The following is a 12,528-nucleotide window of genomic DNA, read 5'->3' as shown; positions in this document are numbered from 1 at the left end:
GTTCAATGAGCGGCAATCGCAACAATGTCGATTATGCCCTGCCCGAGCTTCCGCAGATTCCGGCACGGACCTTCACGATTACAGATTATGGGGCAGAAGACGGCGGACTTTCGCTGTGTACCTCCGCTATTCAGGCCGCGCTGGACGCTTGCGCGTCTGCCGGAGGCGGCAAGGTGGTGATTCCTCCCGGCCTTTGGCGTACAGGGCCGCTTACGCTGCGCAGCCGGATTAATCTCTGTGCCGAGCGGGGCGCGCTAGTGCTGTTTGATCCCGATCCTGCCCTATACCCGCTGCTCTCTTCCCATTTCGAGGGAACATCCGGCTGGCGCTGCCAGGCCCCGCTGGACGGGGAGGGCCTGAGTGATGTGGCTGTTACAGGGGAAGGAATCTTCGACGGCAGCGGTGAAGGCTGGCGTCCGGTGAAGCGGTTCAAGATGACGGAGCTACAGTGGAACAGTCTGACCGCCTCCGGGGGAGCGCTTGATTACAAGAGTGAAATCTGGTGGCCTTCCCGTGAAGCCATGGAGGGAGAGGCAGTCTGCCAAATGCTGCGGAAGAGCGGGGAGACGGGTATGGAGGCGTATCTGCCTGCCCGCGCGTATCTCCGTCCGGCGCTGCTCAGCCTGCGGAATTCCCGGCGGGTGCTGCTGGAAGGGCCGACCTTCCAGAATTCTCCGGCATGGTGTCTTCATCCCTTGGGCTGCGAGCACATTACCGTGAGGAATATCCGGGTGCGCAATCCGTGGTATTCGCAGAACGGGGACGGCCTCGATCTGGAATCATGCACGCACGCTCTTGTCGAGCACTGCAGCTTCGATGTGGGCGATGACGCGATTTGCCTGAAGTCGGGAAAAGACGAAGAAGGCCGCAGGTTGGGGATGCCCTGCCGGTATATTACGATCCGTCACTGTACGGTCTATCACGGGCATGGCGGAGTGGTAATTGGCAGCGAGATGTCCGGCGGTGTGCATGCAGTCAGAGTCAGCGACTGTGTGTTCATCGGCACGGACATCGGCCTGCGGTTCAAAAGTACCCGGGGAAGAGGCGGCATAGTGGAGGATATTGTCATGGAGAACATCCGCATGAGCGGCATACTCCATGAGGCCGTGTCTTTCCACATGTTCTATGAGGGTGTTGAAGGGTCGGAAGGATACAATGAGCAGCAATTCCCGGTTACCGAGGCGACCCCGCAGTTCCGGAATATTGCCTTGAAGAACATCGTCTGCCATGGAGCGGCAACCGCACTGCTCGTGAATGGACTGCCGGAGATGCCGCTTGCCGGACTGAGCGTCGAGAATTTCCATGCGGTGAGTGAGCGGGGAATTGTTCTTAGGCATGCTGACAGTCTTTCGCTGGACCGTATCCAGCTACAGACGGCTAAGCTGCCTAAGCTGCAAATGCATCAATGCAGCAATGTATCGCTTCTCCGATCAGAAGATCTGGAAATGGTGGAATGATAGTTATCCCTTGAATGGGGACGAAGGCTGCGATTTGACTTCTTTCCGATACTGCAGCGGGGTCAGCCCGGTCGATTTTTTGAACGTCTTATTGAAGTGGGAGAGATGCTCGAATCCGACGGCAGAAGCGATTTCCTGAATTTTACCTGCAGATCCCGCAAGGAGGCGTTCGGCTTCCCGGATGCGTATATGGACGATGTATTCACGAAAGTGAAACCCCGTCAGCCGATGGAACACCCGGCTCAAGTAAGAAGGGCTAATGAAAAAATGCCCCGCCGTCTCTTCTAGAGTCAGCGCTTCACGGTAGTGCTCGCGGATGTAAGTGGCGACATCCGTCACCAGATGATGAAGCGGATGTTTCGTCCCGCCGGTCTGCGAGGTACTCTCTGAACGCTGCAGCAGAATCATCAGCTCGGCGAATAGTGTGACTACCGAGATTTCGTAATACACCCTCTGGAGCCGGCATTCATCCAGCATCCGGTTCAGCAGGCTCTGCACCTCATCCTGCTCGCGCAGGGTCAGCCGGAACAGGCGGTATCTGCGGTTATGGAACCATTTGGATTCCTCCCGCAGCAGCTCCGGCAGCAGCTCCGGGTCGTAATTAATCAGCACCCGCTCAAACTCGGCGATTTCGGAGCTTGCGGTGGCATGAAGCTCCCGGCCTTGAATGAGAATAAGCTCACCCTTGTGCACCGTAACTACCCGTTCGTCCACAAAGTACACCCGTTCCCCCTCCGTCAGGTAGTACAGCTCGGTCAGCTCATGGCTGTGGGGGCGCGGCATAGCAGTGATGCCCTTGCGTTTCATGTGCTGAATACTGAACCGGCCTTCTTCAATATGATATTTGGGATTGGGGCTGCTCACGCTGTTCATGAATTTCCTCATCTCTCTCGAACCGTTACGGTTATTATAGAATAAACACAGGCTGATAGGAAAGGAGCCGCAAATGTTAATTACAGTATCGAAGAATGGCAATGAAGGGTACAGCAGTCTGCAGGAAGCGCTGGATTCCATTCCGAAGGGACATCCTTCGGAGGTAACAATCCGGATCAAACCGGGCATTTACGAGGGGAAAATAACAGTGGGTAAGGAATCGCCGCCGATTCTGCTGCTGGGGGAAGATCCCCATTCCACCGTCATCACCTGGTCTGACAATGCCCATACGCTGGGCCCGGACGGAGAGCCGCTGGGCACCTTCCGGTCCGGCACCCTGAATGTGTTCGCCGAAGGCTTCACGGCTGAGAATCTGACTATCCGGAATGCTTCTGGCCCGGGTACCGGTCAAGCGGTGGCGGCTTTCGTCGATGCCGGGCAGGCGGTGTTCCGGCGGGTGCGTCTGCTGGGCGATCAGGATACGCTCTATACCGGACAGGGCAGACAATATTATAACGAATGTTATATCGAAGGCGATGTGGATTATATTTTTGGTGCCGCTACGGCTTTATTTGATCACTGCCATCTGCACAATAAGCGATCCAGAGGTTATATTACTGCTGCTTCCACACCGGAGGGCGCCCCGTATGGTTATGTGTTCCTGGACTGTAAAATTACCGGCGGCGAAGGGGTAAGCGAAGTGTATCTTGGACGCCCTTGGCGGCCTTTTGCGCATGTTGCCTTCATCCGCACGGTCATGGATGGTTCGGTCATCGGGGAAGGCTGGCATAATTGGGGGCAGCCGGACCGGGAGATGAGCAGCCGGTATGAAGAATTCGGCAGCAGCGGAACAGGGGCGAATCCGGCAGCAAGAGCGCCGTGGTCCCGGCAGCTGACTGCAGAGGAAGCTGCGGAGTATAGGGTGTTGTCCGTACTGGACGGCTGGCATCCCGAAGGTTATTAAGCTATCCGCACACTGCGGATTGGATGAGGAGGATAACTTCGGATGGAACCACTGGAACAATACATGAAACAGCTGACCGGTTCCGCACCGCGCAGCTCCGCTTTCCGTACGGACATTCCCTACGGGCAATGGCGGGCCGGGCTTGCCGCAGGCCTCGCCAGAAGGCTGGGCGGGTTCCCGGAGAGGCCAGCCCAGCTTCAGCCCATTCTTATGGAGCGGACGGTCTGTAACGGTTATACAAGGGAACGGATCGAGATCACTACCTATGAAGGGCTGCGCATGCCGCTCTATCTTCTGATCCCGGAGCAGCCGCTGTCTTCTCCTGCGCCCGCCGTTCTTGCCATTCATGGTCATGGCTACGGCATCCGGGAGATCACCGCCCTGCAGCCGGATGGCTCGGATCGTGAAGGGGATCCGGGGCTGCATAAGGATTTTGCCGTTTCATTGGTGAAACGGGGGTTCGTAGTCGCCGCACCCGAGCTGCTGGGATTTGGCGACAGGCGCCTTGTGGAGGACCTCACCAGCGGTGAGCCCGGGCGCAATTCCTGCTTCCGCCTGTCCTCGGCACTGCTGATGGCGGGTCAGACAATGGCTGGCTACCGTATCTACGAAACGATGAGGGCACTGGATTATTTGCAGACAAGGGAAGAGGTTAGGAGCAATAGAATCGGAATTATGGGCATTTCCGGCGGCGGATTGGTAGCAGGTTTCACCGCTGCGCTTGACGAACGGATTGCCTGTGCGGTTGTAAGCGGGTATGCCAATACGTTCGCGGACAGCATTCTGACGCGGAATCACTGCCTGGATAATTATATTCCCGGTATTCTGCTGGAGGCGGAAATGCCGGATCTGCTGGGCCTGATTGCGCCGCGCGGCTTATTCCTGGAATCGGGAGACGCTGATCATCTGTTTGGCCCGGACGGAGCAAAGCTGGCTTTGGCCAGACTGCAGCAGATTTACACTGCCTCGGGCAGGGGCGGTCAGGTCGAGGCGGACTTTTTTGCAGGAGGGCATGAGATTCACGGTGAACCGGCATTTGCCTGGCTGCTGAAGCAGCTTGCCGGAGCTGAAAGTCAAACTTAACTATATAGATTGAACTTAAAAACTTGAGATAAAGGAAAGGAGCAACGGAGGGGGATTTTGGAACTGGAGGAGTGGTAGCGTCCGCCTGAAAGCTTTCCGAAGGAAAGCTAGCATCGAAAGCATAAGCAGTCTTCGGATTTCTACCGCTACTAGCGGTTAAAATCAAGAAATTCTTACGACAAGAGCGGCCGGAAGTCCAAATATTCACCGTAGTTGCGACTGCTCCTGTACTCTAAAACCACAAGTTCAATCTATATAGATACACAAGCGACAGGAGGAATAGCGATGAGTATAACTGAAGCAACAACCGGACGTTGGTCCCGTAAAATCGCGGATACAATTCTCGGAGCCTGCAACGGGCAGGGGGAGAACGAATACGTGCTGGAACGCTGGGCCTATGTCCCAGGCATGCTGCTGATGGCTATGGCACGTGCCGGAGTCCAGCTCGCAGAGCCTGAATATCTCTCGTTTATGACGCGGCATATGGACAGCTTCATCCGGGAGGACGGCTCGATCCGTTCCTATACGCTGGAGGAATACAACTTGGACCAGATCAACCAGGGGAAAAACCTGTTCCGGCTGTATCAGCAAACCGGAGAGACGCGTTATGCCGAAGCAGCACACCTGCTGGCTGCGCAGCTTATCGGGCATCCCCGTACCTCCGAAGGCGGATTCTGGCATAAGAAGGTATATCCATTCCAGATGTGGCTGGACGGGCTTTATATGGCATCGCCCTTTCTTGCGGAATACGGCAAAGTTTTTCAGCGCCCTGAATTGATTGATGAGGCGGCCCATCAGCTGCTGCTGGTGGAGCGCAGAACCCGCGATCCCCGTACCGGTCTGCTCTATCACGGCTGGGATGAATCCCGGGAGCAGGAATGGGCCGACTCGTCCACCGGCTTGTCCTCCCATTTCTGGAGCCGGGCGATGGGCTGGTATGCGATGGCTGTGGTAGACTGCCTGGAGCATTTCCCGGTTACCCATCCGCAGCGGGGAACGATCATCGGGATCTTCCAGCGGATGTGCGGCGCACTAGCAGAGGTTCAAGACTCAAAGACCGGCCTCTGGTACCAGGTACTGGATCAGGCTGGACGGAAGGGTAATTATCTCGAAGCCTCCGGCTCCTGCATGTTTGTGTATGCGATGGCCAAAGGGCTGAGGCTGCGCTATCTGGAGCCCTCTTTTAAAGATGTCATGCTCCAAGGTTATGAAGGCATCCTGGCCCATCTGACCTCAGAGGATGAACAGGGTGTTCATTTGCACAAGATCTGCCATGGAGCGGGTTTGAGTAAGGACCGCAACGGCTCCTATGATTACTACGTTTCCGAGGCTATGGTGTCTGATGCCGCTATGGGAGTGGCGCCGTTTTTACTGGCTTCCCTGGAAGTGGAGGGGTATCGCGACAGCCATTAAAGTCCATCTGGAGGGAAGCTGCCGGTTACGCGCGGACAGCCGTCAAATCCCTGCATTATATGTGGGTATTGTTTTAGATATACCGGTACCATAATTATAGCTGCGGTCCAATCATTCGTGATGAATATGAATGGTTGGGCTGTTTTTTTATGATTTGGATATTACAAGGTGTCCCCAAGAGATTATTTTCCTTTAATTTGTCTAGTACATCTTTAATTTATCTCCTATGGGATTCAACATTATATTCGTTATATTAGATGTGCATCAAATCTAAAAAAGAGGTGATAAGGTTCAGGTTATTGTGAATGCGCTTGCAATTCCACCATTGCTGAATTAGGTGATCCAAGGATTAAACCAAAATGAGGAGAGTGGACAATGGTATCTTATGCCCGGACAAAAAAGCTTAAAAAATTGACCTCGGCGGTTGTAGGGGCAGCGCTTCTGGTTACATTGCTGCCGCAAACTGCCTTGGCGGGAGATACATGGCCGTTCAAGAATGAAAGCGCTCATGGCAAGAATCAACCGAGTGTTCACGGCTATACCAGCAATCAAATCGCGGACTGGAGTCCTGAAACAGATCCTTATGCAGCGCTTCTCAGATCCCGGGTACCCCTGCAGCAGCGTATTGCTCCATTTGCTGCTACACAGGCTAATCCCAAACTTAATCCCAAGGTGCAAATGATTACAGTCGCCGGGGATTATGGCAACGCCTTTATCGAGAATGCCCCTTACACCAACAAGTTTGCCCAGTATCACTTCAACTACTGGCAGTATATTGACTATTATTCCTACTGGCATGGCACGGCGACTGCCTATACACCGCCAGAATATTACGACGAACTGGCGCAGAAAGACTGGCAGCAGAAATGGTTTGAGTTCGGAATATTGAATATTCCCAACCCGACCTATACCGATGCGGCGCACAAAAACGGGGTGATGTCCCTGGCCGGGATATTTTTCTCCGACAATGACCGGGGACAGCAGACTTACAAGCAAATGCTTGTAAAGGATCCTACCGGAAAATTCCCGGTGGCTGAGAAATTGATCGAAATGGCACATTACTTCGGCTATGACGGTTATTTCATCAATCAGGAGGAAATCAGCCCTAACAATGTAGCGCCAGCAGACATTTCGGATTACATCGCTTTTGTGAAGACGCTCCAAAAAAACGGGCTGTATATCCAATGGTACGATTCCCTCAATTCATCCACAGGTAAAAATGAATTTGCCCGAACGATCAATGACAACAACATCTCCTTTCTGTACGACAAAGCAGCCGGTGAGAACGTTGCAGATTCCTATTTCTTTGATTATGGCGTGGGAAATACACAGATTAACAGTGCGGCTGCGTACTTAAATAAACTGAATAGTTCGGCCGGAACTAACTTCAACTTGTTCGATGTCGGTTTTGCCGGTCTGGAAGCAGGCAGAGACCGGTTTAAAAGTGTTCAAGGGACGGCGCTCAATAATAAGCTGAACAACGGAATTCCCCGCCTAAGCCTTGCCACACTGGGGGCAGATTTCGTCCATGCCGGTCTGGATGAGGATATGGGGCTATCCTGGCCGGTTTCGCACCGGTCGGAGAACAATTATCAATGGATGACCAACCTCCGGGAGCAGCTCTGGTGGTCCGGTCCGAATGTGGACCCAAAAAATACGGCGAAATCGGCAACAAACACCGTTGCAGATGTTTACGCGGATAACAGATACTGGCCGGGGATTGCTTCGGTCATCTCGGAACGTTCTGTGCTTAAGAATTCCAATTTCTACACCAATTTCAACACCGGGCACGGGCTGTCCTATTATGTGGACGGAAAGATCTCGAGTCCTGATGAGTGGTCCAACATGAGTCTGCAGGATGTGCCGGTAACCTGGCAGTGGTGGCAGGACACCAAAGGCAACCGGTTAACGGTTGATTACGACTACGGTACCAAATATGATATTTCGGGAACAAACCGCCTGAACTATCAACAGCTGGGAGGCTATAACGGGGGGAGTTCCTTGGCTGTGAACGGTAATCTCTCCAAAGAAAACTTCTTGCGTTTATACAAAAGCGAACTGATGTTGAACTCCGGCTCCAAAATGTCGGTCACGTACAATAAACCTTCTGCCGATGATCAGTCTGTAATGCAAGCAGGCATCATCTTCGAAGATCAGCCGGCGGTTGTGGTAAAAGTTCCCCTTCCGGACAGCGGGAAGAAAACTGCGGGCTGGGTGACCAAGGAGCTGGATTTAAGCGCATATGCCGGCAAAAAAATCGCCGCTTTCGGACTGGTCTTCACACCGGGTCAGAAAACCATAACCAACTATCAGGTGAACCTTGGCCAGATCCGGATTTATGACGGTTCGGCAGTCAAGCCTGCCCCTCCGGCCGGTCTGGAGATTACCCAACTGCTTCCCAACACGAATGAGATGTACGTGAAATGGAGTCTCAATTCTGATTATTCGAAGGTTAAGCAGTACAATGTGTATGTGAATGATGTCTATGTGGGCGGAAAGTACGACGAGACCTTTTATATTAAAAAGCTGCCTGCCAAATCCGGAGTGATTAAGGTGGTAGCGGTTGGAGCGGACGGACTGGAAGGTGAAGCCGCAACGGTATCCTTTGACCTGAATTCAGCAGTCTCGGGCATCGGAACAGAGGTCGGTGCTGACGGTAAATTCGTTGTCAAATGGACGAACCCGCAGCCGTCTTCCGGCAGTATTACAGTGACTGTGAATTCCATTAACCAGATTACGACTCCGCAGCCTGTAACCGCGCAAAAGGTATTGCCGGAGGGCAGCACGTCCGCATCTTTCGGGCAAATGCCGGTTAACGGTGATGAGTTTACAGTTACTCTGAAGACGGGTCAAACGAATACGGTTACTTATAACGGCAGGTTTACCGATACAATTTCTGAACCCTATGCCGCGAACTGGTCATGGACAGGAAATACACTGAACCTGCCGATGCCAAACAGCAGGGATTGGCGCTACCTTTATATTTATGAGGACGGTGTAGCCAAATCCTTCCCCACCACCTACAGTTCAGGAGATAAGCCGATGATTATCCGGGGAAGAACGACCAAAGCAAGCCTTTCCTTTACCTCGACCGCGCGTGTGGTAACGGCGGTTATGGAAGATTACAACGGCAACCGTTCAGAGCCGCTATATCTCCGGGGCAAATAGAACCTTGCCTTTGACGGGAATGGATTTTCTGAAATGAAGCAATCATCAAGGCGCTTGCCCCCCTGGCTTCAACAAGGGGAGGCGGGCGCCTCTTCAGTATCGAAGAAAGGGATATTTCTCCTGTGTTACAGAAAAAACGACATGATATACTAGACTTCGACAATATATACAGGAGGGTTGCTTATGCGGAGAGAAACCCTGTATCGCAGATATTTTAAAGATAATTTGTTTTTGCGTTTTACTCTGATTGTGTCCTGCATATTCGTTGCCAGCATTATAGTTTTTTCCTATCTCATGTTGATGCTGATATCACAATCTGCGGTGCAGAGGCAGATGGATATTCAACGAAAGACGATGGAGAGCGTCAGCAACTATGTGGAGCACAAGTACCAATCCGTCCAGGACATCATACGGGATGTATACCGGGATGGGGATCTGGCCAGCAACACCACCTTTCTGCTGGAAAATCCTTTCGGCGAATATGTCGAGCACCGCCTGGACCGTTTTTTTATCTCGAACCAGTCGAATTCCGACGTTGTGCAATATTTTCAGAATAAAATCGACGATGACCCGGATATCAGAAGCTTGATGCTGTATAGCGCCAACCAGCAGGTAATGTATTTTTACAGCAACCGCAGGCAGTTTGATATGGTGTCAACCAATGCCGCCCATTCGTTTATCCCGGATACGATGTATCTGGATGAGGCCAGCAATGTTTCCATTCCGAATATTTGGGTGCTTAAGAGCCTCGGTATGCAGCGGTCGCCGATGTTCTCGGTGCGCATTCCCATCAGCAATAAGGCATCGCTGCGTAATATTGGCCAGATGCTCGTATATTTTGATTCCGCTTCCATTTGGCAGAGCATGAAGAATTATCAGCAGGATTTCAAGGGCACCATTCTTGTGCTTTCCGCTCAGAACGATGTGCTATTTGATACCTCCGGCAAAAAATACGGTAAAAAATATCTGGAACTGCAAGAAATGACATCCGATGAGGATATTTCCCTTGACGGTATGGTGGCTACCCGCCTGACCCAGAGCCAAGCCGGTTATTCGGTAGTCAGCCTTATCTCCAAGCAAGAGCTAGAGGAAACGTACAGCAGTGCCCGCAATACGATCATTACCATAGCTGCCGTATGCATTTTGTTCGCGGTATTATTGCCGGCTATGTTCATTTCCAGTTTCGCCAAAAGGACACATCGCATTATCCGCTTTACCCGCAAGGTGAAGAACGGGGATCTCAATGCGCGAATCTCGGATAGCCGGGAAGATGAACTGGGGCAGATCGCCAAAAGCTTTAACGACATGCTGGACGAATTGAACCAGTATATTGATAAGGTGTTTAAAGCTGAAATCAAACAAAAGCGTACCGAAATCGCTACGCTTGAAGCGCGGGTGAATCCGCATTTTCTCTATAACACCTTGGAAGTCATCCGCATGCGTGCCGTTTCCAGCGGCGCCAAAGACGTGGGCGATATGATCTACAGCCTGTCCGTATTGTTCAAATCCTATGTCCGGCCCAAAGCCAGGTATACGTTCAAGGATGAACTGGAGGCATGCAAGATGTACCTGGAGTTGTTCCGGATCCGCTACACAGACCGCTTCGCGTATACCATCGAATGCGAGAAGGAGCTGGAGAATTTGCCGGTGCTGAAGATGACGCTTCAGCCGGTCATCGAAAATTATATTTTGCACGGAATGCGGACCGGGCAGAAGGATAACTGGATTAACATCAGCGTCTATCCACAGGAAGGAGTAATCCGTGCCGTCGTTAGTGACAATGGCCGGGGCATCGCGGAGGAGAAGCTGAGCCGGCTTCGGCTGGATCTGGAGCAAGACGACGGGCTATCCGAATCGGAGTCGTTTGGTCTGCGGAGCATTCATGACCGCCTCAAGCTAATGTACGGAAAGCCTTATGGCATTGAGCTTATGAGTGAAGAAGGAGCGGGAGCGGGTACCACAGTCATCATTACTTATCCCTATCCCGGCGAGGAGGAAATGAACCATGTATAAGGTGTTTATTGTGGATGACGAGCCGTTCATACTTACAGGCTTGCGCGACATATTGGATTGGGAGCTGCTCGGGCTGGAGATTGTCGGCCAAGCTGAGAACGGGCAGGAAGCGTTGGATATGCTTAGGGAAGTGCCTGCTGATATTCTGATTACCGATATCTCCATGCCTGTCATGTCAGGACTGGAGTGTATTCGTGCCGTAACGAAGTTCCGCCCGGAAATAAAAGTGATTGTGCTCAGCGGATATGATGAATTCATGTACGTCAAGGAGGGCTTGTCGCTGGGAATTGAGAACTATCTGCTCAAGCCGATCAACCTGGCAGAATTCCAGAGTACCCTGGAAACTGTCGTCGAGAAGCTGAATGTCTCCAGAGTAGATATGGAGTGGTCACAGTATACGGCATCCGTGCTCAAGGACAACATGCTGCTGCGCTGGATGCGGAATCAGATTGACCGGAACGAGCTGTCGGAGCGGCTGCAGCTGCTTGGCTTGCCGATCAATAAGCGGTTTATTCAAGTAGCCTTAATTCAGACAGAGATGGAAACGGAATCATTTCAGGTGAATACCGCTGCGCTGGCTGAGAGCAACCCTTGGTTCTTCACCTTCTGGGACGCCGATAATGATTTTGTGCTGGTACATAATTTTGAGGATAAAGACACCGGGCCTGCGGAAATGGATGCCCTTCTAAAGAGAATGATCGGCACCTGTCCTTCTGATCTGCGGATACGCGCTGCTGTTGGAGCGATAGAGGAAACGGAGACTGCTGCCCACCTAAGCTATGAATCAGCAAAACAGGCGCTGGAATTTTTGACCATCCATCCGGAGCGCAAGCTGATCTATTATGAACAATTGAAGGAGCGCAAGAAAGATTTAAAAGACAGCCTGCCGGAGGACTGGAACGAATATACGAAGTTAATCATCTCCAAGGATATGCCAGCGTTAATGGAGAGGATCGACTCGTATTTGTCAGAGGAGCGGATGGAAGGGATCACGCCTGACCTGCTTCAGGAGATCGCACTGGACTGGATTCTGTATTTCCGCATGCTGATCAAGGATATCCGAAGCGAGATGGAGCGGGAACTTATTGCGGATGTATTGACCTCCATCAGAACGGCGAATTCCCTTCCGGCGCTGTCTGTGGCTTTGAAGAATACAGCCAAAAAAGTCATTGAGCTGCTGGAGCGCGAGGTGAAAAGCCCGGTGGTCAATCAGGTGCTGAACTACATCGAGAAATCCTATGGCGAGGATCTGTCCCTGAAAAAGCTGGGTTATACATTCAATATTCATCCGGTGTATTTAGGGCAGCTATTTAATAAAGCGGTCGGTGAATCTTTTGCGGAATATCTGAATCGTTACCGGATTGAGAAAGCCAAGGAACAGCTGCGCTCGACGAACTGCAAGGTTCATGAAATCGCGAAAAATGTAGGTTATTGGGAGATGGGCTATTTTTACAAGCAATTTAAAAAGTATGTAGGCATTTCTCCGACTGAATTCAAAGGGCTGCTCTAACAGTTGCCCTTTATTTTCTTTATTTTATACATCAGTTTATATAGTTT

At 51.9% G+C, this 12,528-nt stretch carries 8 protein-coding genes; 7 read left to right on the top strand and 1 reads right to left on the bottom strand.

Annotated features, from left to right (window positions below; translation table 11 throughout):
• Window positions 1-5 precede the first annotated feature (5 nt).
• Window positions 6-1,457, top strand: a complete 1,452-nt coding sequence (locus tag NST07_RS24935) for a glycoside hydrolase family 28 protein (protein WP_342480342.1) — start codon at window positions 6-8, stop codon at window positions 1,455-1,457.
• Between the two features lie 3 nt (window positions 1,458-1,460).
• On the opposite strand, the gene NST07_RS24930 is transcribed toward NST07_RS24935, so the two are convergent.
• A complete protein-coding gene (locus NST07_RS24930; protein WP_341095135.1) occupies window positions 1,461-2,330 on the bottom strand; it encodes an AraC family transcriptional regulator in 870 nt (289 codons plus the stop codon).
• Between the two features lie 73 nt (window positions 2,331-2,403).
• Here NST07_RS24930 and NST07_RS24925 point away from each other — a divergent pair, with 73 nt between their 5' ends.
• The 6 genes from NST07_RS24925 (at window position 2,404) to NST07_RS24900 (ending at window position 12,481) form a co-directional block, all read left to right on the top strand.
• Window positions 2,404-3,294: a pectinesterase family protein gene (locus tag NST07_RS24925; protein ID WP_341095134.1), complete on the top strand. Its 891-nt coding sequence runs from the start codon at window positions 2,404-2,406 to the stop codon at window positions 3,292-3,294.
• Between the two features lie 42 nt (window positions 3,295-3,336).
• Entirely contained in the window at window positions 3,337-4,377 is a 1,041-nt protein-coding gene (locus NST07_RS24920) for an alpha/beta hydrolase family protein (RefSeq protein ID WP_342480341.1), read from the top strand.
• Window positions 4,378-4,662: 285 nt separating this feature from the next.
• Window positions 4,663-5,790, top strand: coding sequence for a glycoside hydrolase family 88 protein (locus NST07_RS24915; protein ID WP_341095130.1), 1,128 nt, complete (start codon window positions 4,663-4,665; stop codon window positions 5,788-5,790).
• A 375-nt stretch (window positions 5,791-6,165) separates the two neighbouring features.
• Window positions 6,166-8,958, top strand: coding sequence for a hypothetical protein (locus NST07_RS24910; RefSeq protein ID WP_341095129.1), 2,793 nt, complete (start codon window positions 6,166-6,168; stop codon window positions 8,956-8,958).
• A gap of 333 nt (window positions 8,959-9,291) precedes the next feature.
• Window positions 9,292-10,971 (top strand): sensor histidine kinase, encoded by a 1,680-nt coding sequence (locus NST07_RS24905; RefSeq protein ID WP_341095126.1) that lies wholly within the window; start codon window positions 9,292-9,294, stop codon window positions 10,969-10,971.
• A complete protein-coding gene (locus tag NST07_RS24900) occupies window positions 10,964-12,481 on the top strand; it encodes a response regulator transcription factor (RefSeq protein ID WP_341095124.1) in 1,518 nt (505 codons plus the stop codon). Before NST07_RS24905 ends, NST07_RS24900 begins: the two co-directional genes overlap by 8 nt.
• The last annotated feature ends 47 nt before the right edge of the window (window positions 12,482-12,528 follow it).

It is taken from the genome of Paenibacillus sp. FSL L8-0340 (genome assembly GCF_038593145.1).
Lineage (GTDB): Bacteria > Bacillota > Bacilli > Paenibacillales > Paenibacillaceae > Paenibacillus_AQ.
The sequence above is the reverse complement of the archived record's forward strand: the minus strand, read 5'-3'. Positions and strand labels throughout refer to the sequence as shown.